Raw genomic sequence first — 22920 nt, 5'->3', positions numbered from 1 at the left:
ACTAGTCGCTCTCTTCCGTGCGGTTGGTCTCGCGGCCGGCAGTCGTCTCACGGGCGTCCGGTCCGGTCTGCGCGGTCGTGGCCCCGGGCGGGACGCTCTCGCGTCCGGCCGTGGCGAAGGCGGCGAGGCCGGCGAACGAGGCGTCCGGCGGCACGGCGGCCACGGACTCCGCGGTCCGGTCGGCGCCGGCCGGACGGGCGCTCGGCGCGTCCGGCCGCCTGCTCCTGCGCCGCGGCAGGCCACCGGGGGTGGTGTCCACGGCTTCCACGTCCTCGGTGCTCTCCACGGGCACGGCGGACGCGGCCGGCGCGGGGGCCTGCGCCACGGCGGGGGCGGCACGGCGCGCGAGGGGCGCGGCCGGCTCCGGCCTTCCGGCGGCGGGCCGGACCGGTTCGGCCACGGGCGCGGACAGGTGGCTGAAGTACTTGTGGGGAACCACCACGACGACGGAGGTGCCGAGCCACGGCGAGTCGGCGAAGGTGACGCGGATGCCGTAGCGGCGCGCCAGGGCGCCCACCACGCGGAGGCCGAGGTTGGCGTCCTCCGAGATGCCGCCGAGGCCGGGGCCCTTCGCGGTGCCCGCGATGGACTGCTCCGCCTCGCGCTTGCGCTCGTCGCTCAGGCCCTTGCCCGCGTCCTGGATCTCGATGCCGACACCGTTGGGCACCTCCTTGCCGGAGACGACCACGGGCTCGGTGGGCGGCGAGTAGCGCGCCGCGTTGTCGAGGAGGTGCGCGAAGATCAGCGTGAGGTGGTCCACCAGACCGCCGTCGACGCCGAGTTCGGGCAGGTGCCGGACCTGGATGCGGTTGAAGTCCTTGATGCGTCCGATACCGCCCCGGACCACACTGAGCAGCCGCTGCGGCTCCTGCCACTGGCGTCCGGGCCGGTCGGAGCCGCCGAGGACCCCGATGCTGGCGGCGAGGCAGTCGGCGGGGCCGATCTCCTGGTCCAGCTCCATGAGTCCCTGGGCCACGACGGGCAGCCGCCCGTGTTCGCCCTGCATCTCGTGGAGCCGGCCGCGCAGCCGGCCCGTCAGCACGTGGATCCGGCTGCCGATGCCGACCACGGCCTGCTCGGCCGAGGTGGAGCGGTTGAGCTCCTCCTCCACCCCCAGGAGCGCGGTCCTCAGGATCCTGCGCTGCGCCGCGCGCAGCGCGGGACCGGCTTCGGCGTGGTGCTCGGTCTCGTCCAGGATGTCGTCGATGGCCTCGCCGTCACGCAGCCGCTTGATGGCTTCGGGGAGGTCGCTGTCGCCGAGTCTGGCGACGGCCGCCTGCTGGACAGCGAGCTTCCGCTCCATGGCGGCGGACTGCGAGGCGAGTTCACTCTCGTACGCCTGGGCACGCTCCGCGAGATCGCTCTCGTACGTCCGGGCGCGCTCGGCGAGGTCGCTCTCGTACGCCTGGTGGTGTTCGGCGAGACGGGCCTCCAGGGCCGCCGTCTGCTCGGCGAGCTGCGCTTCGAGGGCGGAGCGCTCGGTCGCGAATCTCTGCTCCCTGCTGCGCACGTCCGCATAGCGCTGCTGGGAGTGCTCGGTCTGCGCCGAGGCGAAGTCGTCCTTGCTACGCCCCAGTTGGGTACGGGTACGGACGAGGAGCCGTACGCAGGCGGCGCCCGCGACGGTGACCGCGGCACCCGCGAACGTCGCGGGTATCTGGACCTGGTCGGGTCCCGCCACCGCGGTGGCGACGGTTCCGGCCCCTAAGGCGAGCGGCATCAGCCACCAGCCGTACCAGGCGACGGGTGCACGTGCCGCTGGTGGTGGAGTGGCAAGTTCCATCTGCATCCTTCGAGAGCAACACAATCGAACAAAAGGGCGCGCGGGCACCACGCGTCGAGCGCGCAGCGCGACAGCGGCGGAGTGAATATGCGAGTCAACTCGCCGCGCCGCGACGGAGCCTATCGGGTTTGAGGCACAAGTGATCAACTTCGCTTCACGCGCCGGAAGGATTCGTTCACTCAGTGGCTTAAACCGTGCGTCCGGACGGCGCGGAGAACGACGGGCACCGGCACCGGAACCAGCAGTCAGGGCTCATACGGCGCAACGGGCTTGGCAGCAGGGGAAGTTGCCGCCGAACGGCTGGAAGGGCCGGTCCGAGGGGCGCGACGGGCCGGGCGGAGCAGGACCGCGCGCGGGCCCGGGGCCGGAACCCGCGGTTCCGGACGAGGTCGTGCGACCGCACGGCGTACACACGGCACCACCCACGATTTTCACAGGATCCTTGCGCTGCGGTTCGGCTGGGGCGGGGAGAGCCGACGGGATCCGGGCCCCGGATCCCGGTGAAGGTCCCCTCGGACCCGGCCGCGGCCCGACGGCTTCCGCCGCCGTCCGCTCGCGCGGCGGCGCGCCACCGCGGTCACGGTGACGCGCTGCCGGTCCGCCGGGGGCGGCCGGGCCGTCCCGGCCGTGCCCCGTGCGTGACTGCCGGCCCTATGCGGAGGGCGAGGTCGACGGGGTGGCCGTCGGCGGCACGAGGACGCCGTCGAGGATGAAGACCGTCGCGTTCTGCGTGGCGATGTCGCCGCAGGTGATCGGGACGGTGCCGTTGACCTTGAACGAGTCGCCCGAGCCCGACGTGGTGAGCGTGCTGCCCTCCAGGGTGGTGAAGGTGCCGTGCGGAAGCTCCGCCTTGGTGATCGTCTTGTTCTCGACCACGTGGTAGGACAGCACCTTCTTGAGCTGCGCCGGGTCGTTGAGGAGCGCGTCCCGCTTGGCGGTGCTGAGCTTGTTGAACGCGTCATTGGTGGGCGCGAACACACTGCTGCCCTTGAGGTCGTTCAGGGTGGTCGTGAGATCCGTCTTCTTGATGGCGTCGGCCAGCATGGACAGGTTCGGGTTGTTCGCCACCGCGGTGGCGACGTTCTCCTTCGCCATCGCCGCGGCGCTCCCGGTGCCGCTCTGCGGCAGCGAGGAGCATCCCGGTCCGAAGGGCTGCCCGCTCGACGAGGGAGACGGCGACGCCGTGTCGCTGGGACTCGGCGAGGCGGTGGCGGACGCCTGGGACGCCAGGGCGCCCAGGGACAGCGGGAGGCTCAGCGCCGCCGCCGTCGCGAAAGCGGTGGTACGGGTGCGTGCGGACTTCATACCGATTCCTCGTTCCTCGATCAGGGGAGAGGTCCAGATCCTCGGGGAGGGAAAGTCGCAGGAGCTGCTCGACGAGGAGCCCTGCACCCGGGCGGGGAGTGTGCACCACCCGGGGGAAGCCGATCGTGTCGTCGACCCTCCACCAGTGAAGCGCGCCTCGCCCGTGTCGGCATCCCGAGCCGCAGGAGCGGGGCGCCCTGCCGATCACACTCCACGACGCGTGCCTGGACACGGCGCACCCATGCACGCGGGGCCGAGGGCGGCTAAGGGCTGTCCCGTGATCCCCGGTGGATCAGCGCGCGGCGTCGGATGCGGTGCATCGCAAGGCGGAGGGACGTCCGCCTACTGGATGTATCCGGGCGTTCCGACAAGGCAGCGAGGTGCCGTAGCTTTCGTCGCGCGCCCGCCAGGGGTTACGGGACAGCCCTTAGCCTGGAGAGGTGACCAGCAACGATCTCGGGGACTTCCTGCGCGCCCGCCGCGCCCGTCTGCGACCCGTCGACGTCGGGCTGGCCTCCTACGGTCGGCGCCGGGTGGCGGGGCTGCGGCGGGAGGAGGTCGCCGTACTGGCCGGGATGAACGGCGACTACTACGCCCGGCTCGAGCAGGGCCGCGAGCGCAGCCCCTCCCCGCAGATCCTGGAGTCCCTCGGCGGTGCCCTCCGGATGGACGGCCAGGCGCGCGAGCACCTGTTCCGACTGGCCGGCACCGCACCGGAAGGCGGGCGGCCGCAGCCTCGGGAGACGGTGAGTCCGGCGCTCCGGCAGCTGCTGGACGGGCACCGGACAGCGGCGGCGTTCGTCCTGAACCCGGCCCACGACTTCCTGGCCTCGAACGCGCTGGCCGACGCCCTGTTCTCCCCGTTCGGGCACATGGACAGCATGGCCCGCACGGCGTTCCTCGACCCGGCCGCGCGGCGCTTCTTCACACCGTGGGAGCGGGCGGGAGAGGCGGTCGTCGCCGGCCTGCGCCACGCCACGGGCCTGTACCCGCACTACCGGCGCCTGCACGACGTGATCGCCTCCCTGTCCGAGGAGAGCGAGGAATTCGCGGCCCTGTGGTCCTCGCACTCCGTCCACGGCAAGAGCCGTGCCGTGAAGGACCTCCTTCATCCCGATGTCGGGCCTCTCACGCTGAGCTACCAGACGTTCGACGTCCGCGGAGCGCCGGGCCAGCAGCTGGTGATCTACCAGGCCGAGCCCTCGAGTCCCAGCGATCGAGCGCTGTCCCTGCTCGGCAGCCTGCACGCCGCCCGCAGCCGGCGAGCAACGACGGATCGGTAGCCGTCCCCCTCACGGGCCCCGGAGCCTCGGCACGCGAGCACGGTGCCGAGGGCCCGGCCGGTCGCGGAGTCCCCCGGCCACGCGGAACGAGTACGGCGGCGTGCGAGTCAGACCGCAGGGATCTGGAGCACGTGTGCGCGCGAGGCGTGGACCTCGTCACGCAGGGCGGGCAGGTCGACGCCCAGGACCTGGCCGTTCCATTTGCGGACGTCGCCGTTGATGAGGACGGCCTGGATGTTGCGCGCGTCCGAGCCCAGGACGACGGTGCCGACGGCATCGTTGAGCGGCATATTGTTGAGGTCCTCGGCCGCGATGACGAGCAGGTCCGCCTTCTTGCCCACGGTCAGCGATCCGGTGACGTCGGCCAGGCCGTTGGTGCGAGCCCCCTGGAGGGTGGCGAAGTCCAGGACGTCGTGGGTGGTGATGCGTGCAGGCTGCTGCCCGGTGACGTAGCCGGCGTTGACCGCGCGCATCCGCTGGATGGCGTGCAGGGCCCGCATCTGCGTGAACATGTCGCTGGCCAGGGCCACTTCGACATCGATGCTCAACCCCGGGCGCACCCCGACCGACAGGGCCTCGTCGATCGCGGGGACGGCGGACTCCAGCCCGATCTGGGCGTCCGAGGTCGGGGCCAGGGCGATGGTCGTGCCGCTCTCACCTATCGCCCTCCACGCCTCCCGGGTCAGTCCGGTGGCGTGGATGAGGGTGACGTCCGCACCGAGGATGCCGTCCTTGGCCCAGTGCCCGATGGCCTTCAAGGAGGAGGCGCCGAAGACGGCGTCCACACTCACGCCGATTCCCAGCTCCTTCGCGGTGCGGGCGAGTTCGGGTCCGTAGGCGAGGGCCGGCCCTGCGGTCTCGTCGGTTGCCAGAGCAGCCAGGCGCAGGGTCAGGAGGTCGTCGTCGCCGGAGAAGTACGTGTCCATGAGACGGACCAGGTCGCCGGGCCACTGCTTGTCCCAGTGGCCGAAGTGCGGGCCCATGGACGCATGCACGCCCCGGATGCCGGTGTCGATCAGGGCCTGGACGGCGGCGTCGGAGTGCTCGGGGGTGCGAGAGTTGTGGGAGAAGTCGAGCATGCAGGTGATGCCGCCGTCGATCGCCGTCAGTGCGGCCAGCTTCGTCCCGGTGTACATGTCGGTGGGCCGGTAGACCGTGGCGTGACCGGCGAGGGTGGACATCACGTACGCGCCGAGATCGTCGACGTCCGGCATGATCCGGCGGAGCTGGGTCTCCCAGGCGTGCCGGTGCGTGTCGACGAAACCGGGTGAAAGGATCATCCCGGTGACGTCGACGACCACCGCCCCGTCCCGGCACAGACCCGGGCCGATCGCGGTGATCTCGTCGCCCTCGACCAGCAGGTCCGCGTCGTGAAGGACCCCGGTGCGGGGATCCATCGTGACGACGGTCGCACCGGTGAAGACGATGCGCCGCTTCGGGTCGGCGGACCGGCGCTGAAGCTGTTCGAGCACGGCAGGGCTGGTGGTACCGGAAGCGATCAAGGAGAGGTCCTCTTCGTCACGCACGAGCGGTGAGCCTGTGCGGGGTGAGTGTTGATCTCAGCCTGCACCCGGCCGGCAGCGGCAGCCAGGACGCCGTGTGCCCAGGTACAGCACCTCCGGGCTCGTGCACCGCTCCGTGGCGGAGGGCACCGGGAGGACGGTCGCCCACGTCAGCCGGCACCACGGCACCCACCCACCGCGGTGCCCGTTCACGGCGTACGAGAAGCCCTCACCTCACGCGAACCGGGTGGAGCACATGACCTCCCGAGCTACCTCACGTCGACGTGATCCCCTGCGGCTGCGACCGCCGGGGTGGTGGTCGTGCCGGCGAAGGAGTAACGGAAGTGGCCGTCCGCCGTGGCTTTCGTCGTCGTCCTCAGCGTGCCCTTGCTGTCCGTCCTGACGGTCTTGAGGGTCTTGTAGGCGGTCGCGCCCTTCTTCTTGAACTGGAGCATCACCGGCTGCTCGGCGTACCCCCCGTACGTGTGGGTCACCCAGTTGGCGCGGGTCAGGGCACCCGTCACGGTGAGCGTCTTGTTCTTCTTCACCGGTTCCGGCGAGGCGTTGACCGTCAGCCTGGAGGCACGCTGGACCTTCACCTTGGCTGCGGAGTCCCTGGTGATGAAGTCACCGTCGTTGGCCGAGGCATGGGCACGCACGGTCCAGGTCCCGGCGGTGGTGTTGTCCTGGGGGTGGACACGCGGATCGATCTTCAGCGTGTACGTGCAGGTGGTCGTGGTGAAGCTCTGGCGCACGCACGAGCCCGCGATGTCGTCGGGCATCACGAGACCGTGGGCGTCACCGTTCGGAAGGGGCGTGTGCCACATGACGGGGAACGTACGTCCGGTCTCGATGCCCGAATCGTCCGTGGCGGTCACCGCGATGGTGAACGTCTTCACGGCCGTGGTCCCCAGCACGATGTCCTTCCCTCCGTTGACGACCACCTTCGTGATCCTGATGTCGCCCGAGAAGTCGTCCGCCCGGGCGCCCGCCGGAATCACGAGTGCGGTCAGAGCGAAGGCCCCGGCGAGGCCTGCCACGGTGGTGCGGTGATACATGGAGACGTGTCCTCCGTGTTCCATCGCCTCGGGAGTGTCCCGAGGCGGAGCCGATCATGCCCACCCGGTGTGCGGGCGGCACGAACATGACCGTCAGGTCGCGGAAATGGTTGCCCCGCGCGCACACCGTCGCCAGGACGAGCGCGTGGCTCACGCCGCCCTCAGGCCGGAAGGGGTTTCCTCCCCCGGCACCGGTGAGCTCGAGTGGTCGACCGCACCGCCGAAGGCGTCGGGGGTGGTGCCCTCCCAGGGGCTCCGCACCGCACGGACGCGACCGGTTCGGCCTCGTCTCCGGGGGACGTACCGCCGCGTGACCTGGCACACCCCCGAAAGACCGGAAAGGGCCTCCGGCGCAGGTCGGAGGCCCTTTCCCAGGCATAGCCGCAGGTGGCGGCAGACGAGTCGGGCTATACGCCGGGTTCTGTCGCCCGGTCGCCTCGCGGCGGCCGGGGAGACGGCCATCCATCTAGGACCGGCATTGCTGCCGGTCTCGTGCGGTCTACCCGCGAACTCGGGCGGGCAGCCCTCGGACGTTCGCGCAGGAGCACCGGGGTGCTCCCTCTTGACCTTGCTCCGGGTGGGGTTTACCTAGCCGCCTGAGTCGCCTCAGGCGCTGGTGGTCTCTTACACCACCGTTTCACCCTTACCGGGGACCGAGGTCCCCGGCGGTCTGTTTTCTGTGGCACTGTCCCGCGGGTCACCCCGGGTGGCCGTTAGCCATCACCCTGCCCTGTGGAGCCCGGACGTTCCTCGGGAGGATCCGGGGATCCTCACGCGGCCGTCCGCCCGGCTCGTCTGCCGTGGTGACCATGCTACCCGGCGGTGCCGGGGGTGAAGGCCGCGATCCCCGCCTCCCAGGCGGCGGAGAGATCGGCGCCCGGAGGGAAACGGCCGTGGAGTTCCAGGACGACCATGCCGTGCGCGAAGGCCCAGGCCGCGCGGGCCCGGTCCTCGTCTCCCCCGGCGGCGCGGAACAGCGGGGCGGCGGCCGCGTCGGCCGCTCCGCCGGCGGGGAGGGCACGGCCCATCGTCAGCAGGTAGAGGTGCGGGTGGGCCAGGGCGTAGGCGCGGTACGCGGTGGCGAGGCCGGAGAAGGAACCGGGGGCGGCGGCCTCCGCCGCCGTGAGGACCCCGGCGGTCTCTCGGAGCATCTCGGCGGCCAGCGCCGCCACCACGGAGGACTTGTCCGGGAAGTGCTTGTACAGGGAAGGGGCCTTGACGCCCACCCGGTCGGCCAGCCTGCGCATGGTGAGCGCTTCGGGGCCCTCGGCCTCCAGCAGGGCGCGCGCGGCGGCGACGATCTGCCGGGGCCGGCCGGCCGTGGGGACGATGGCGAGGTCGCTCACGCAGGAGACCTTCCCTGATACGGAGTCGGTACGCGGCCCGCGCCCGAGGACGTGGTCACGGCGCACCCGGGGACGGCGGTCGTGACCGTGTTCGTGGTCGCGATCGTACGAGAGCGGGGCGGGCCGGCCGTCGCGGTCCGGACCCGACGCGCGCCCGTCCTCCACGCGCGTGCACACCCGTCGGTCCGTGCCCGCCCTTCTCCGCCCGCGCACGTCCCCCGGCCCGCGGCGCACCCTCCTGCCCGCGCCGCATTCCCCGGCCCGCGCCGCGTCCTCCCGCCCGCCCGGGTCGTGCGGGGCGCCGGACGGGAGGATGCGGCGCGTCGTGCAAGGCACCGGACGGGGAGCCGCACGGCCGGCGGCGGGCCGGACCGTACCCTTGCCGGAGGGCTCCCGTGCGTGCGGGGCCCTGTGCCGCGTATGAAGGAGATCGCCCGTGCTCGTGCTGTTGCCGCCCTCCGAAGGTAAGGCCGCCTCGGGGCGCGGAGCACCGCTGAAGCCGGAGTCGCTGTCCCTGCCGGGCCTCGCGGACGCCCGGGCCGCGATCCTCGACGAGCTGGTCGAGCTCTGCGTGGCGGACGAGGACAAGGCCCGCGAGGTGCTCGGCCTGAGCGAGGGGCTGCGGGGCGAGGTCGCGAAGAACGCGGAGCTGCGTACCGCCGGCACCCGGCCCGCCGGGGAGGTCTACACGGGGGTGCTCTACGACGCCCTCGGCCTGGCCACCCTCGACGCGGCGGCCAAGCGGCGGGCCGGAAAGTCCCTGCTGGTCTTCTCCGGGCTGTGGGGCGCGGTGCGGGTGGGCGACCGGATCCCCTCGTACCGCTGCTCGATGGGGGTGAAGCTGCCGGGCCTGGGCGCCCTGAACGCGTACTGGCGCACCCCGATGGCGTCCGTCATGCCCGAGGCGGCCGGGAGCGGACCGGTCCTCGACCTGCGCTCGTCCGCGTACGCCGGGGCCTGGAAGCCCTCGGGCGAGGTCGCGGAGCGCACGGCACAGGTACGGGTGCTCCAGTCGCAGCGGGTCGACGGGGTCGAGAAGCGTTCCGTGGTCAGCCACTTCAACAAGGCGACCAAGGGCCGGATGGTGCGCGACCTGCTGCTGGCCGGGGTCCGGCCCGAGGGCCCTGCGGAGCTGGTGGAGGCGCTGCGCGACCTCGGTTACGTGGTGGAGGCGCAGGCTCCCGGGCGGGCCGGCCGCCCCTGGGCGCTCGACGTGGTGGTCACGGAGATCCACTGATCCCACCGGCACCGGCGGGATGCACAGCTTCCTCCGGTACCGGCGGGACCCGGTGACCCCGCCGGTACCGGAGCGGGACCAGGTGATCCACCGGTACCGACGCGGGTGCGGGACCCGTGAACCCCGCCCGACCAGCGTTGCATCATGCGCAACGCGCGTTGCGCAGTGTGCGGTTCTCGCGGCAGGATGAGCCCATGACCTCCTCCGTGCCCGCCGCCGCGTCCGCTTCCGTGCTGGATCTCGCCCCCGTCGTCCCCGTCGTCGTCCTGGAGGACGCGGCCGACGCCGTGCCGCTGGCCCGTGCGCTCGTGGCGGGCGGGCTGCCCGCGATCGAGGTCACCCTGCGGACGGCCGCCGCCCTCGACGCGATCCGGGCGATCTCCGCGGAGGTCCCCGGTGCGGTGGTCGGCGCGGGCACGGTGATCTCCCGGGCCCACGTGACGGACACCGTCCGGGCGGGCGCACGCTTCCTGGTCAGCCCCGGCTGGACGGACGCGCTGCTGGACGCGATGGAGGCGTCCGGCGTGCCGTTCCTGCCGGGTGTCTCGACGACCTCGGAGGTCGTGGCGCTGCTGGAGCGCGGGATCACGGAGATGAAGTTCTTCCCCGCCGAGGCCGCGGGCGGCACCGCCTATCTGAAGGCGCTGGCCTCCCCGCTCCCCCGGGCGCGGTTCTGCCCGACCGGCGGCATCTCCCTGGCCTCGGCGCCGTCGTATCTGGCCCTGCCCAACGTCGGCTGTGTCGGCGGAAGTTGGATGGTGCCCGGGGACGCGGTGGCGGCGAAGGACTGGGCGCGGGTGGAACGGCTGGCGGCCGAGGCGTCGGCTCTGGTCCGGAGCTGAGTCCCGGCCCAGCCGGAGCTGAGTCCCGGCCCAGCCGGGGCTGAGCCCCCGGAGCCGCTCGACCGCTCCGGCCCGGCCCGTGCGCATCGCTGGACCCCCGCACACCCCGGAGCCGCACCACTGCCCGAGGCCGGTCCCTCCCCGTGGCCGGCCCCGGCGGGCCGCTGCTCCGGCGTCCGTCCGGACCGCGAGCGGCGGCGGGCGCCCCGCTACCGCAGGTGCGAGGTGTCGTTGAGGAGCCTCAACGACGGGTTCCCGTCGGCGTAGTACGCCACGGTGGAGACGGAGGCGGGCGAGAGCTCCATCCGGAACAGCGACTCCGGCGGGGCGCCCAGTGCGAGCCGCACCAGGGTCTTGATCGGGGTGACATGGGTGACCAGGAGCGCCGTGCGGCCCGCGTGACGGGCGATCAGGCGGTCACGCGCCCCCGAGACCCGCTCGGCCACCTCGGCGAAGCTCTCTCCGCCGCCCGTGGGTGCCACGTCGGGAGAGGCCAGCCAGGCGGTGAGGTCGGCACCGTGGCGCTCGCGCACCTCGGCGAAGGTGAGGCCCTCCCACGCGCCGAAGTCCGTCTCCCGCAGGCCGTCCTCGACGTCGACCGGGAGGCCCAGCCGGTCGGCCACGGCCTGCGCCGTCTCTCGGCAGCGGCGCAGCGGGGAGCTGACGATCTCCTGGACCGTGCCCAGGGCGGCGAACGCCTCCGCGGCGCGGGCGGCCTGCCGGAGGCCGGTCTCGGACAGTCCGGGGTCCTTGCCGCCGCTCCCCGAGAACCGCTTCTCGGGGGTGAGGGCCGTCTCACCGTGCCGGAGCAGGAGGAAGGTGGCGGGCGCGCCCAGGTCGGGAGCGCTCCCCCAGCCCACCTGCGGAGCCTCCGCCGCGGCGTCCGTCCCGGCGTCCTCCGGGCCGTCCACCCCGGTGTCCCGCGCGGCACCCGTCCCGGCGGCCTGTCCGGTGGTGACCGCCCCGGGTTCCTGCGCGGCGGCCGACGCCGTGTCCTGCGCGGTGTCCGCCGCGGTGGTGTCCGCCGTGCGGGCGGCGGCCATGGCGGCGCGTACCTTCGCCGCGCCCGCGGCCGCGTCGCCGGGCGGGCCGGACGGGGGCTGCGGATCGTGCAGGATCCGCGTGCGCGTCACCTCGATGCCGGCCGTCGAGGCCCCCGGGTCCCACGACTCGCCCCGCCCGCCGGCGTCCATCGCCTCGTTGGCGAGCCGGTCCGCGTGCGCGTTCTCCGCACGCGGGATCCACTCGTACGTGACCGAGGAGGCGGGCAGGATCCGCGCGGCCTCCTCGGCGAGCGGCTTCATGTCGGGGTGCTTGATCTTCCAGCGCCCCGACATCTGCTCGACCACCAGCTTGGAGTCCATCCGGACCCGCACCTGCACGGGCGAGTCCGGGAACAGCTCCCTGACCGCCTTCAGCCCGGCGATCAGGCCCCGGTACTCCGCGACGTTGTTCGTCGCGACCCCGATGTACGCGGCCGCCTCGGCGAGCGTGGCGGCGTCGGCCGGGTCGAGGACGACGGCGCCGTAGCCGGCGGGCCCCGGGTTGCCCCGGGAGCCGCCGTCCGCCTCGACGACCAGCCGGCGGGGAGCGGGCATTACAGGCCCGACTCCGAGGTGCGCACCAGGATGCGGTGGCAGTTCTCGCAGCGCAGGACGGTCTCGGGGGACGCGGCCTTCACGTCGTTGACCTCGGTGATGTTCAGCTCCAGGCGGCAGCCCTCGCAGCGGCGCTGGTAGAGCCGGGCGGCCCCGACGCCGCCCTGCTGGGCGCGCAGCTTGTCGTAGAGCTTCAGCAGGTCGGCCGGGACCGCGCCCGCGACGACCTCGCGGTCCTTGGCCACGGTCGCGGTCTCGGCGTCCAGCTCCCGGGTCGCGTCGTCCCGGCGGGTGGTCGCGTCGTCGACCTTGGCCTGTACCGCGCCGACGCGCTCGGTGAGTTCGGCGACGCGCTCCTGGGCGGACTCGCGGCGCTCCATGATCTCCAGGACCACGTCCTCCAGGTCACCCTGGCGCTTGGCCAGCGAGGTGATCTCGCGCTGCAGGTTCTCCAGGTCCTTCGGCGAGGAGACCGCCCCGGAGTCGAGCCGCTGCTGGTCGCGGACGGCGCGCTGGCGCACCTGGTCGACGTCCTGCTCCGCCTTGGTCTGCTCGCGGGTGGTGTCGCTCTCCTCGGTCTGCGAGGCGACGAGCAGGTCGCGCAGCTGGGCGAGGTCGCTGTTGAGCGAGTCGAGCTCGGCGTGCTCGGGCAGCGACGTGCGCTTGTGGGAGAGCTGGGACAGACGTACGTCGAGTGCCTGGACTTCGAGGAGTCGGATCTGGTCGGCGGGCGCGGCGTTCAGTTGGGGGCTCCAGAAGAGTGGTGGGCGGTCCAGGGGTCGGTGACCTGCTTCGAGACGTGGACCCGGAGGTCCCATCCGTGGCGGTCGGAAATCGCGTCGAGCTGCGCGGCGGCCTGCTCGCACCAGGGCCACTCGGTGGCCCAGTGTGCGGCATCGACGAGGCCGAGCGGTGAGTGCTGGACGGCCTCGGAGGCCGGGTGGTGGCGCAGGTCGGCGGTGAGGAAGGCGTCCACGCCGGAGGCGCGTACGGCGTCGAAGAGGCTGTCGCCGGAGCCGCCGCTCACCGCGACCCGGTGCACCAGCGCGTCCGGGTCGCCGGCCAGCCGGACGCCCTGGGCGGTGACGGGCAGCCGGGCGGCGGCGCGGGCGGCGAAGTCGCGGAGGGTCTCGGGGTGGTCCAGCTCGCAGACGCGGCCGAGCCCGCGGCGGCCCGCGGCGTCGGTGGGGTCCGGCACGAGGGGGCCGGTGACCCGCAGGTCCAGCGCCCCGGCGAGGGCGTCGGAGACCCCGGGGTCCGCGGTGTCGGCGTTGGTGTGCGCGACGTGCAGGGCGATGTCGTGCTTGATCAGCCCGTGCACGACCCGGCCCTTGAAGGTGGAGGCCGCAACCGTCGTCGTCCCGCGCAGGTAGAGCGGGTGGTGGGTGACGATCAGCTGGGCGCCGAGGGCACGTGCCTCGTCGGCGATCTGCTGGACGGGGTCGACGGCGAAGAGGACCCGGTCGATCTCCGCTCCGGGGTCGCCGCAGACGGTGCCGACGGCGTCCCATCCCTCGGCCCGCTCGGGGGGCCAGAGCGCGTCGAGCTCGGCGATGACTTCAGACAGACGGGGCACGGGGGAAAGGCTACCTGGCCACCGCACCCCGCCGCCCCTGGCCGCCGGGGCCCGGGAAGCGGGACCGGCGGCCGGTACGGACCGTCACGGGGTCCGCTGCGCGACCAGGTCGGCGCGGAGGTCGTCGAGGACCAGGTTCGCGGAGGTGACGCCGAGGCCGAGGTACCAGGTCTCGTCCGAGACATCCTTGGCCCGGCCGGCCTTCACCGCGGCGAGATTCTTCCACAGCGGGTTGGCGCGGGCGGTGTCGCGCTCGGTGGCCTTCGCGTCGCCGTAGACACCGGTGAAGATCCAGTCGGCGTCCGCCTGGTCGATGTTCTCCGGGCTGATCTCCGCGGCGAGGTCGTCGATCTGCTGGTTCTTCGGCCGGGGCAGGCCCACGTCCTGGAGGATCGTGCCGATGAAGGACGCCTTGGCGTAGAGCCGGATCCGGTCCGGGAGGTAGCGGACCATGGAGATCGTCGGCTTGTCGGGGCCGATCTCCTCGCCGAGCTGCTTCGCGTGCTCCTCGTAGGCGGCCAGTTCGGACTCGGCCTTCGCGGTCCTGTCGAGCGCGGCGGCGTTCAGGAGGTAGTTCTCCTTCCAGGTGAAGCCCGGGCGGATGGAGAACACGGTCGGCGCGATCTTCGAGAGCTCGTCGTAGGAGTCCGCGGCACGCAGCTGGCTGCCGAGGATCAGGTCGGGCTTCAGTCCGGCGATCGCCTCCAGGTTGAGGCTGTTGATCGTCCCGACGCTCTTCGGATTCCCCGCGTCCTTCTTCAGGTACGACGGGATGGCCTCGTCCCCCTCGGAGGGGGCGTACCCGACGGGCTTCACCCCGAGCGAGACGACGTTGTCGAACTCGCCGACGTCGAGCACGACCACCCGCCGGGGCGCGGCCTCGACCACGGTGCTGCCCATGGCGTGGGTGACCGTGCGGGGGAACTCGCCCGCCTCCGCGTCGGTGCCGTACTCCGCGGTCTTCTTCGCCGCGTCGGCGAAGTCCTTGCCGCCCGTGGCGACGGCCGCCTTCTTGCCGCCTCCGGCATCGCCGTCCGGCGAACCGCCCGCGGTGTCCCCACCGCACGCGGACAGGGAGAGTGCGGCCGCGACCGCGAGACCGATCGCGGCGGTGCCGCGGCGTCGGAAGGACATGTTCTGCTCCGCTTCGAGAGGGACACAGGGAACTCTTAGGAAAGCCTCACCTTAGATGCACACACAAGGGGCAGCACAGCCACCCCCGACTCCGCAGGTGAATCCGGACATCGGAACCCTTATGTGTGAAGCGGGGAGGCTCACGTTGTCCGGCGGGGATTCCGCTACCTAGCTTCTGTTGCCGGAGGTGACCGGACCATGACTGCCTGTGCCATCGAGGACAAGACCGCCGGACCCGCGGGGGCCGACGCGACGGCCGAACCCGCACGCGAACCCGCGGATCCGGACGGATCGGCGGAGCCGGTGAAACCCCGCGCCACGGGGGCGGCGGACGACGGGGACGAGCCGGTCAGAGCGGGAGCGGCGGGCCGGGGCTCCGGACCGGACAGGGCCCGGGGCGCGGCCGGGGCACCCGACCGGGACGCCGGACCGCACCGCGCCGCCGGGGCGGGTCCGGACGCGGGGCCGGCCGCTGCGGGGACGCAGGGCAGCCTCGCCGGCTTCTCCGGACCGGCCGTCGCCTTCTCCGTCGTCTCCATCGGCCCCGGCAGCTCCGACCCCGGGCGGCTCGCTCCCGGGAGCATCGGCACCGGCGTCGTCGGCCCGGTGAGCCTCGGTCACGGGATCACCGGTACCGGCCGGCGGACCGGGCCGACGGCCCCGGACGGGGGGACGGGTGTGCGGGGCGGGTCCGGGGCTCCGCAGGAGGGGGCGGGCGTACGGACCGGCCCGGGGGGCACGCCGGGGGGAGCGGGCGTGCGGGGCGGGTCCGGGGGGACCGTCGCGCCCGCTCCCGCGCCGCGCGCCGCCACCGCCTCCGCGCCGCCGCTGCCTCCGCTGCCGCCGCTCCCGGTGCCGTCGGCCCCGGCGGGGGCCACGTCCTCCGCGTCGCCCGCGCGGACGGGATCCTCGGCGCCCACGGCGCACCCCGTGCCCCCGGTGCCCACGGCGCCACCCGCACCTCCGGCGCCCGCCGTGCCTCCGGTGCCCGCCGCGTCTCCGGCGCCCGCCTCGTCCGGGGCGTGGACCGGGGCGGCGCACCTCCCTCCGGGCGGGTCGCGGCCCGTGCCGCAACCGCTCGTGCTGTCCGCGGACCACGCGTACGCGGCCCGGCTCACCAGGGCCGGGACGGCGGGCGAGCCCGCCTGGTACCCGGAGCGGTGGACGCTGGACGGACCCGAGCCGTACGCCGTGCCCCTCCCCCTCGACCAGCCGGAGGAGGCGGAGGCCGACGTGCTGCCGCTCTCGGACGGGCGGGTCCTGATCCGGCGCCGGGTGTCGGCCGACCGGCACACCTTCTCGCTGCTCTACCCGACGGGGCCCGGCACGGGCGAACTCCTGCTGGGCGCCCTGGACTGCCCGGACCTGAGGCTCCTGCCCCCGTCCCCGGACGGCGCGGGCGTCCTCGCCCTGCTCCCCGGGGCGCGCTCCACCGCGGTCTGGCGGGTGGCGGGCGGTGAGTTCGGCCCCGAGCACGTCACGGACGTCCCGGGACGCTGTTCGGGCGGCACCTGGCTGGACCGGGCGGGCCGGCTGCTGGCGCTGGACCGGCGGATGCCCGGGGGCGGCCCCGTGAAGGCGGTCGTCGTGGACCTGGAGCGCGGTGGGGAGGTGACCCCGCTGCTCCAGATCGCGCCGGAGAGCAACGACCGGCTGCTGATGGCCGACGCCGACAGCGGCCTGCTGCTGGTCCGGTCGGACGCCCCCGGCCACGACCGGCTCGGCTGGGGGGTGCTCGGCAGCACCCTGCCGGTGCGGTTCCCGGAGTGCCTGCACCCGGCGGACGGCACGCTGACGCCGTTCGCGGTGCAGCCCGGCCAGATGCTGATGCCGGAGAGCTGCGCGGTCGCCCTGCGGGTGGACGGGGCGGCGGGCAGCTGGGTGGGGCTGTGGCGTCCGGCGGGACGCCGGCTGCACCAGTACGCGGCCCCCGGCGGGTGGCCTCCCGGGTCGGGTTTCTGGACCCGGGAGGGAGTCCTGCACCTGCCGTACGCGCAGGAGGGCGCACCCTGTGCGGTCGCACTGCTGGAGGCTCCCGGGGACGATCCCCGACCGGCCGTCACGCACGGAACGGGCACGTCCGGGACCACCCATGCCTTCGGTGTGTGCAAACCCGTTCCGCTGGGGCAGGCGCCTCTCACCGGGCGCGGCGTGCCCGGATAAACTCACGACGGGGCTACGCAGCCGTTCCGCGCGGGCGCCTGCGGTGACCGCGCCGGGAGGCGGCGGAGCCACGACACACACGTAAGCGATTGCAACGGGAGACTTCCCCTTATGCCTGAGGCCCGAACCGACACGACCCAGACGCGTCCGCCCGAGGCGGACAGTGACCGGGGCGAAGCCGGCGGCTACGGAAAGCACCGAGGAGGCCCGTCGGCGGAGAGCGTGGTCGCGCAGCCGCACGGCCGTCACCGCCGTCCCTCCGAAGGGGGTGGCAGCGCGGCGGCCTGACCGGCCGCCCCGTAGGACACGAGGGCCGTCGCAGCCGTCCGGCTGCGGCGGCCCTCCGCCGTGCGCGGCCGGCCCTCCCGGACGGGGCCCGGCAGCGCCCCGGGACATTTGTCACCGCGGAGTCCGTACACACACCCCTGCCGCCGGGCACGACCGGATCCGTAGGGTCGTCGCCATGACACGGACAACGGGGACGATGGGAACGACAGCGGTGAAGGGCGCACGACGGATGCCAGGAACAACGGCGACGAGGCCGGCCGGGGCCGTCAGCGCGGGCCCGGCGGTGGAGTTCGACGCGGTGGTGAAGACGTTCGGGTCGGCGGGGCGCACCGTCCGGGCGGTCGACGGCATCGACCTGACGGTCGGGCGGGGTGAGACGGTCGCCCTGCTGGGCCGCAACGGGGCGGGCAAGTCCACGGCCATCGGTCTCCTGCTGGGCCTGGACGTACCGGACTCCGGCAGGGTCGGGCTCCTCGGCCGCACCCCGGACCGGGCAGTGCGGGCCGGGCTGGTCGGGGCGATGCTCCAGGACGGCCGCCCGATCCCCCGGGTGACGGTGGGTGAGCTGGTCCACTTCGTCGCGGCGCTCTATCCGCGTCCGCTGCCCGTGGCCGAGACGCTCGCCCTCAGCGGGTTGGCGGAGCACGCGCGACGGCGCGTCGACAAGCTCTCCGGCGGGCAGATCCAGCGCGTCAGGTTCGCCGTGGCCCTGGCGGGTGATCCCGAACTGATCGTGCTGGACGAGCCGACGGTAGCCCTGGACGTCGACGCGAGGCGCGCGTTCTGGGTATCCATCCGGTCCTGTGCGCAACGCGGCACCACCGTCCTGTTCTCCACTCATCACCTGGAGGAGGCCGACGGGAACGCCGACCGGATCATCGTCCTGGACCGCGGCAGGATCGTGGCGGACGGCAGCGGCGAAGTGCTCAAGCGGTCGGCGGGCGGCGGTGTGGTCTCCTTCGACCTGGCGGGCCGGTCCGCGGCCGGACTGGAGTCGCTGCCCGGTGTCACGGTCGTCGAGGTGCACGGGGACCGGGTGCTGCTGCGCACGGACGACTCGGACGCAGCGGTCGTCGAACTGGCCCGGATGGGTGCCGTACGCGGCCTCCAGGTCAGCAGGGCCACCCTGGAGGACGTGTTCCTCGCCCTCACCTCGCCCGGTTCACCGGCCGCGGGGGCGGCCGGTCACGGGAACGCGGTCGCGTGATGTTCCCCTACGTCGCTCTGGAGATCCGCCGGACCCTGCGGGACCCCACGTTCCTGATCTTCGGGACCGGCATGCCGCTGATGATGTACCTGCTCTTCACGAACCTCGGCGGGGGCGCCGCGTACGACGACTGGAAGGCGGCGTCGATGGTCGGCATGGCCGCGTACGGGGCACTCGGTTCGTCCATGGCGATCGGAACAGGCATCGCGTCGGACAAGTCGCTCGGGTGGCTCAGGCAGTTGAGGATCACGCCGCTGTCGCCGGGGCACGCGGTGGCGGGACGTGCGATCAGCGGTGCGGTGACGGTCCTGCCGACCGTCCTGACGGTCCTGCTGGCGGGGGCACTCGTCAACGGGGTCCGGCTGGCGCTCTGGCAGTGGGGCGCGCTGGTCCTGCTGCTGTGGATCGGCGCACTGCCGTTCACCCTGCTCGGCATCGGCAACGGCTACCGCCTCACCGCTCAGGGGACCGGGGTGGTGAACGTGGCCGCCCTGATGGCCTTCGCCGTCGTCGGCGGGCTGTGGTTCCCGCTCGACGTGTTCCCCGGATGGCTGCGCACCGCGGGCGCGTTCACGCCCGCGCACGGGTTCGCCGGCCTCGGCTGGTCGACGATCGCCGGGCACGCCCCGGCGCCCGGCTCGGTGGCCGTGCTGGGTACGTGGCTGCTGTTGTTCGGCGGGTACGCGGTGTCGGCCTACCGCCGGTCGGCGAGGACCTTGTGAGGAAGGGGACCGTGCGCGGGAGGCGGACGGAGAAGAGGGGCCGGCGGCGCGGCCCGTACGCCCTGCTGCCCACGCTGCTGATGGGGCTCGGCGCGTTCTCCAACCTGTGGCAGGGCGAGACGCCGAACCCCTGGATCGGCGGTCTGGGGCTGCTGACGTTCAACTCGCTCTACGTCTCGGTGGTGTTCAGGGGGTTCGACCCGAAGAGGCGGGAGAGCGCCGCGTCCTACGGGCTGCTCGCCGCCATGGGCGTCCTGACGTTCGGGCTCTCGATCGGGTACGGCGGCAACTGGCTGCTCTTCTTCCCCCTGTTCTCCCTGGCCTGCGGCACGCTCCTGCGCGGCCGGCGGCTGGTCGTCTGCCTGGTCGTCCTGGCCGGGTGCGCCTGTGCGGTGGCGGTGTGGCGCGGCGACCACGTGTCGGAGCCGTGGACGATCGGATACGGGACGCTGCTCTCCGGGGCGGTGACGGCGGCGATCCTCACCCTGTCCGAGACGGTGACGGAACTGCGCGCGACCCGGCAGGAGCTGGCCCGCAGCGCCGTCGAGCAGGAACGGCTGCGGTTCTCCCGCGATCTGCACGATCTGCTCGGCCACACGCTGTCGGTCGTCGTGGTCAAGTCGGAGGCGGCGCGCAGACTCGCGCCGTACGACGTCGACGCCGCGGTCGCCCAGGTCGCCGACATCGAGTCGGTGGGCCGCCAGGCCCTCACCGAGATCCGCGAGGCGGTGACCGGGTACCGCGAGGGCAGCCTGGCAACCGAGCTGGAGAAGGCCGGTCCGGTGCTGGCCGCCGCCGGGATCGTCGCGGCCGTCCGCCGCTCGGGGCCGGCCCCCGCCCCGCAGGCCGACGCCCTGCTGGGCTGGGTGGCGCGGGAGGCGGTCACCAACGCCGTACGCCACAGTGGCGCCACCCGCTGCGTGTTCGTGCTCGACTCCACCTCCGAACGGGTGCGGCTGACGGTGACGGACGACGGCACCGGTCCCGGCCGGCCGGACGGGGCGACCGGCGGGACCGGGCTGAAGGGCCTGGCCGAGCGGCTGGCCGCCGCGGGCGGCTCACTGGAGTCGGGCCCCGGGCCGGACGGCGGCTTCGCCCTGGCCGCCGAGCTTCCCGCGGGGACCTGGGAGCCGACCGGCGGGCGGGAGTGCGGCTGAGGCGGGCGCCACGGGGCGGGGTGGTGGCGTCGCCCCCCCCTCCGGGCCCGCTCCGGCGGCCCGGCGCCGCGACCGGCGGTGGCCGCCTGGAGGGGCAGCGCCACGGGACGTCCCGTGGTCCCCGACGGGTGCGCGACCCCGGCTGCGGCCCCTCGCGGCGTTGCCGGAACACCCGGATGCATCCGGCATGCGGACGCCTCTCCGCCGTGCGGTGCACCGCGTCCGACCCCGCGCTCCGTTCCACCGGGGATGACGGGACAGCCCTTAGTGTGAGGCCGTGAACGAGATGCCGGAGGACCACCGCCCCGCGGTTTCGGTACGCATCCTGCTCGCCGAGGACCAGGGCATGATGCGCAGCGCGCTCGCCCTGCTGCTCGGGATGGAGCCGGACTTCGAGGTCGTCGCCCAGGTGGCGGACGGCGACGGGATCGTCGACGCGGCGCACCGGTCCCGTCCGGACGTGGCGCTGCTGGACATCGAGCTCCCGGGCCGCAGCGGTCTGGACGCGGCGGCCGACCTGCGGACGGAGGTGCCGGACTGCCGGGTGCTGATCCTGACGACGTTCGGCAGGCCGGGCTATCTGCGGCGGGCCATGGAGGCCGGGGCCTCGGGCTTCCTGGTGAAGGACGGCCCGGTCGGGGATCTGGCGAAGGCGATCCGGCAGGTCCTGGCCGGCGAGACCGTGATCGACCCGGCGCTCGCCGCGGCCGCGCTGGGCGCGGGCCCGAGCCCGCTGACCCCGCGGGAGCGGGACGCCCTGAACGCCTCGGTGGACGGGGCGACGGTCGCCGACATCGCCGTGAAGCTGCGCCTGTCGGAGTCCACGGTCCGCAACTACCTCTCCTCCGCGATCGGCAAGACCCACACCCGCAACCGCATGGAGGCGATGCGCGCGGCACGTCGGCAGGGCTGGCTCTGAGCCGAGGGACGCGGGACCGCCGACGGGCCGGACGGCGGGAGCCCGGGGCGGGACGGGCGACGCGCGGCCGGGCGGACCGCCTGCGCGGCTGCACGGCCGACTGACCGGCAGGTGCGGCATGACGCCGCGATCCGCCCACCGGCGAGGAGTCCTCGCTGACGCGACCCATGCCTCGCTGCCGCGACCCACGCCTCGCTCCCGGGAGCTGCACCTCGCTCCCGGGGCCTACGCCTCGGGGGCGTGCAGCGCCGGCGCGGTCTGCTTACCCGGTCCTCCCGCCCGCCTCCCGGTCCGTGCGCCCGGCCGGCCGCCGGGGCCGCCGCGGCCCGGGAGCCAGAGCAGCATCATCATCGCCCCGGCGAGCAGCACCAGTGCCGAGGTGCGGAAGGCCAGGGCGTACCCGGCCGTGATCTCCGCGGCGTCCACCGAGCCCGCGGTGCGGGCGGCGGCGACCGTGGAGAGCACCGCGAGGCCCAGCGCGCCGCCCATCGTGCGGGAGGTGTTGACCAGCCCGGAGACAAGTCCGGCGTCCCCGGGTGCCGCGCCGGAGGTGGCGAGCGTGGCCAGCGGGGTGGAGGCCAGGCCGGCCCCGGCCATCATCAGGATGCCAGGCAGGCAGACCGAGGTGAGGTAGGAGCCCTGCACGTCCAGGGTGGACTGCCAGCCGAACCCGGCGGCGGTGACCAGGGCGCCGGCCACGGCCAGCGGTTTGGCGCCGGTCCTGGCCATGATCACCGGTGCCGCCTTCGCCCCGGCGAAGACGGCGGCCGAGCTCGGTACGAGCGCGAACCCGGCCTCCAGCGGCGTGTAGCCGAGCACGTTCTGGGCGTACACCGTCATGAAGTACCACATGCAGAAGGTCGCCGAGCCGAGCAGCAGCATCGACACGTTCGCCGCGGCGACGGCGCGCACCCCGAGCACCCGCAGCGGCATCAGCGGGGCCGCCGTCCTCGCCTCCACCAGGACGAACAGACCGAGCAGCGCCAGGCCGCCCAGCAGCGGCACCAGGGTGGCGGCCGCGGTCCAGCCCGCGGCCTCGGTCTGCACGATGCCGTACGCCGCCGTCGCCAGGCCGGCTGTGACGAGCACCGCGCCCAGCAGGTCCACACGGCGCCGGTCGCCGGCCCGGCCCTCCGCCAGCCAGACCGCGGCGCCCGCGAGGACGAGGACGCCGATCGGTACGTTGACCAGCAGGACCCACCGCCAGGAGAGGGTGTCGGTGAGCACTCCGCCGATCAGCCCGCCGGCCGCGCCGCCGCCCGCGCCCACCGCCATCCAGGTACCGATGGCGCGGGTCCGCGCGGCGCCCTCGGGGACGGCGGCGGTGAGGAGGGTGAGGGTCGCCGGGGACAGCACGGCCGCGCCGAGCCCCTGCCCGGCGCGTGCGGCGAGGAGCTGCCAGCCCTCCTGGGCGAACCCGCCGGCCAGTGAGGCCGCGGTGAAGAGGCCCAGACCGGTGAGGAACATCCGCTTGCGGCCGTACAGGTCCGCGGCCCGCCCGCCGAGCAGCATGAAACCGGCGAAGGCGATCGAGTAGGCGTTGACGACCCACTGCAGTCCGGGTGCGGTCAGGCCCAGGTCGGTGCGCATGGACGGCAGCGCCACGTTGACGACGGAGACGTCGAGGACGACCAGGAACTGGCCGGTGCAGGCGGCGGCGACCACCGCCCAGGTACGGGTGCGGGACCGGGAGGGGAGCTGTTCGGACGGGGACGCGTCAACCATGGGTGTCATCCTCGCAGGCGGCCCCCACCCCGTACATCGGTGTACGGTCCCCCGGTCCCCCACGCACGGTCCCCC

18 protein-coding genes and 1 other RNA gene are annotated in these 22920 nt (G+C 73.8%); 8 read left to right on the top strand and 11 right to left on the bottom strand.

Annotated elements, in window-relative coordinates; genetic code table 11:
• Position 1: 1 nt before the first annotated feature.
• Together ABZ172_RS00870 and ABZ172_RS00865 are read right to left on the bottom strand one after the other, a co-directional pair.
• The gene (locus ABZ172_RS00870; protein ID WP_356878696.1) at positions 2–1783 is read right to left on the bottom strand and encodes an ATP-binding protein; all 1782 of its coding nucleotides are present in this window, start codon (positions 1781–1783) and stop codon (positions 2–4) included.
• A 651-nt stretch (positions 1784–2434) separates the two neighbouring features.
• Positions 2435–3088: a fasciclin domain-containing protein gene (locus ABZ172_RS00865; RefSeq protein ID WP_356878694.1), complete on the bottom strand. Its 654-nt coding sequence runs from the start codon at positions 3086–3088 to the stop codon at positions 2435–2437.
• Between the two features lie 440 nt (positions 3089–3528).
• Here ABZ172_RS00865 and ABZ172_RS00860 point away from each other — a divergent pair, with 440 nt between their 5' ends.
• Complete coding sequence (locus ABZ172_RS00860) at positions 3529–4371, top strand: helix-turn-helix transcriptional regulator (RefSeq protein ID WP_356878692.1); 843 nt, start codon at positions 3529–3531, stop codon at positions 4369–4371.
• A gap of 107 nt (positions 4372–4478) precedes the next feature.
• Here the strand turns inward: ABZ172_RS00860 and ABZ172_RS00855 are convergent, their stop codons facing one another.
• The 4 genes from ABZ172_RS00855 to ABZ172_RS00840 form a co-directional block, all read right to left on the bottom strand.
• The gene (locus ABZ172_RS00855; protein ID WP_356878900.1) at positions 4479–5873 is read right to left on the bottom strand and encodes an amidohydrolase family protein; all 1395 of its coding nucleotides are present in this window, start codon (positions 5871–5873) and stop codon (positions 4479–4481) included.
• A 269-nt stretch (positions 5874–6142) separates the two neighbouring features.
• Positions 6143–6931 (bottom strand): DUF5707 domain-containing protein, encoded by a 789-nt coding sequence (locus ABZ172_RS00850; RefSeq protein WP_356878690.1) that lies wholly within the window; start codon positions 6929–6931, stop codon positions 6143–6145.
• Positions 6932–7325: 394 nt separating this feature from the next.
• An RNA gene (gene rnpB, locus ABZ172_RS00845) (RNase P RNA component class A) lies at positions 7326–7725 on the bottom strand.
• Positions 7726–7743: 18 nt separating this feature from the next.
• Positions 7744–8277, bottom strand: coding sequence for a TetR family transcriptional regulator (locus tag ABZ172_RS00840; RefSeq protein ID WP_356878688.1), 534 nt, complete (start codon positions 8275–8277; stop codon positions 7744–7746).
• Between the two features lie 436 nt (positions 8278–8713).
• Between ABZ172_RS00840 and yaaA the strand changes: the two genes are divergently transcribed.
• Together yaaA and eda are read left to right on the top strand one after the other, a co-directional pair.
• The gene (yaaA, locus tag ABZ172_RS00835) at positions 8714–9514 is read left to right on the top strand and encodes a peroxide stress protein YaaA (RefSeq protein WP_356878686.1); all 801 of its coding nucleotides are present in this window, start codon (positions 8714–8716) and stop codon (positions 9512–9514) included.
• A 194-nt stretch (positions 9515–9708) separates the two neighbouring features.
• Entirely contained in the window at positions 9709–10356 is a 648-nt protein-coding gene (eda, locus tag ABZ172_RS00830; protein ID WP_356878684.1) for a bifunctional 4-hydroxy-2-oxoglutarate aldolase/2-dehydro-3-deoxy-phosphogluconate aldolase, read from the top strand.
• 209 nt (positions 10357–10565) lie between these two features.
• Here eda and ABZ172_RS00825 read toward each other — a convergent pair whose 3' ends face one another.
• The 4 genes from ABZ172_RS00825 to ABZ172_RS00810 all read right to left on the bottom strand — a co-directional run bounded on the left by ABZ172_RS00825 (position 10566) and on the right by ABZ172_RS00810 (position 14664).
• Positions 10566–11954 (bottom strand): bifunctional RNase H/acid phosphatase, encoded by a 1389-nt coding sequence (locus tag ABZ172_RS00825; RefSeq protein WP_356878682.1) that lies wholly within the window; start codon positions 11952–11954, stop codon positions 10566–10568.
• Positions 11954–12697, bottom strand: a complete 744-nt coding sequence (locus ABZ172_RS00820; protein WP_356878898.1) for a C4-type zinc ribbon domain-containing protein — start codon at positions 12695–12697, stop codon at positions 11954–11956. The genes ABZ172_RS00825 and ABZ172_RS00820 overlap by 1 nt, the downstream gene beginning before the upstream one ends.
• Complete coding sequence (locus ABZ172_RS00815) at positions 12694–13530, bottom strand: Nif3-like dinuclear metal center hexameric protein (protein WP_356878680.1); 837 nt, start codon at positions 13528–13530, stop codon at positions 12694–12696. Before ABZ172_RS00815 ends, ABZ172_RS00820 begins: the two co-directional genes overlap by 4 nt.
• Before the next feature lie 84 nt (positions 13531–13614).
• Positions 13615–14664 (bottom strand): iron-siderophore ABC transporter substrate-binding protein, encoded by a 1050-nt coding sequence (locus ABZ172_RS00810; protein ID WP_356878678.1) that lies wholly within the window; start codon positions 14662–14664, stop codon positions 13615–13617.
• Between the two features lie 930 nt (positions 14665–15594).
• On the opposite strand from ABZ172_RS00810, the gene ABZ172_RS00805 reads away from it, so the two are divergent.
• The 5 genes from ABZ172_RS00805 to ABZ172_RS00785 all read left to right on the top strand — a co-directional run bounded on the left by ABZ172_RS00805 (position 15595) and on the right by ABZ172_RS00785 (position 21120).
• Positions 15595–16827, top strand: coding sequence for a hypothetical protein (locus ABZ172_RS00805; protein WP_356878896.1), 1233 nt, complete (start codon positions 15595–15597; stop codon positions 16825–16827).
• 517 nt (positions 16828–17344) lie between these two features.
• A complete protein-coding gene (locus tag ABZ172_RS00800) occupies positions 17345–18322 on the top strand; it encodes an ABC transporter ATP-binding protein (RefSeq protein WP_356878676.1) in 978 nt (325 codons plus the stop codon).
• Positions 18322–19044, top strand: coding sequence for an ABC transporter permease (locus tag ABZ172_RS00795; protein WP_356878894.1), 723 nt, complete (start codon positions 18322–18324; stop codon positions 19042–19044). The genes ABZ172_RS00800 and ABZ172_RS00795 overlap by 1 nt, the downstream gene beginning before the upstream one ends.
• Before the next feature lie 11 nt (positions 19045–19055).
• Entirely contained in the window at positions 19056–20201 is a 1146-nt protein-coding gene (locus ABZ172_RS00790) for a sensor histidine kinase (RefSeq protein WP_356878674.1), read from the top strand.
• A gap of 286 nt (positions 20202–20487) precedes the next feature.
• Positions 20488–21120 carry a response regulator transcription factor gene (locus ABZ172_RS00785; protein WP_356878892.1) on the top strand — a complete coding sequence of 211 codons (633 nt, stop codon included), beginning with the start codon at positions 20488–20490 and terminating at the stop codon, positions 21118–21120.
• A 225-nt stretch (positions 21121–21345) separates the two neighbouring features.
• On the opposite strand, the gene ABZ172_RS00780 is transcribed toward ABZ172_RS00785, so the two are convergent.
• The gene (locus ABZ172_RS00780) at positions 21346–22845 is read right to left on the bottom strand and encodes an MFS transporter (RefSeq protein WP_356878672.1); all 1500 of its coding nucleotides are present in this window, start codon (positions 22843–22845) and stop codon (positions 21346–21348) included.
• Between the last annotated feature and the right edge of the window lie 75 nt (positions 22846–22920).

It is taken from the genome of Streptomyces sp. NPDC006296 (assembly GCF_040613235.1).
Lineage (GTDB): Bacteria > Actinomycetota > Actinomycetes > Streptomycetales > Streptomycetaceae > Streptomyces.
This window is presented reverse-complemented; position numbering and strand designations above follow the sequence as displayed.

Excerpts from the sequence above, each read along its gene's own strand:
- ABZ172_RS00870 (WP_356878696.1), bottom strand. The coding sequence starts at position 1,783 with ATGGAACTTGCCACTCCACCACCAGCGGCACGTGCACCCGTCGCCTGG.
- eda (WP_356878684.1), top strand. The coding sequence starts at position 9,709 with ATGACCTCCTCCGTGCCCGCCGCCGCGTCCGCTTCCGTGCTGGATCTC.
- ABZ172_RS00785 (WP_356878892.1), top strand. The coding sequence starts at position 20,488 with ATGCCGGAGGACCACCGCCCCGCGGTTTCGGTACGCATCCTGCTCGCC.
- ABZ172_RS00780 (WP_356878672.1), bottom strand. The coding sequence starts at position 22,845 with ATGGTTGACGCGTCCCCGTCCGAACAGCTCCCCTCCCGGTCCCGCACC.
- ABZ172_RS00850 (WP_356878690.1), bottom strand. The coding sequence starts at position 6,931 with ATGTATCACCGCACCACCGTGGCAGGCCTCGCCGGGGCCTTCGCTCTG.
- ABZ172_RS00810 (WP_356878678.1), bottom strand. The coding sequence starts at position 14,664 with ATGTCCTTCCGACGCCGCGGCACCGCCGCGATCGGTCTCGCGGTCGCG.
- ABZ172_RS00825 (WP_356878682.1), bottom strand. The coding sequence starts at position 11,954 with ATGCCCGCTCCCCGCCGGCTGGTCGTCGAGGCGGACGGCGGCTCCCGG.
- ABZ172_RS00795 (WP_356878894.1), top strand. The coding sequence starts at position 18,322 with ATGTTCCCCTACGTCGCTCTGGAGATCCGCCGGACCCTGCGGGACCCC.
- ABZ172_RS00865 (WP_356878694.1), bottom strand. The coding sequence starts at position 3,088 with ATGAAGTCCGCACGCACCCGTACCACCGCTTTCGCGACGGCGGCGGCG.
- ABZ172_RS00800 (WP_356878676.1), top strand. The coding sequence starts at position 17,345 with ATGCCAGGAACAACGGCGACGAGGCCGGCCGGGGCCGTCAGCGCGGGC.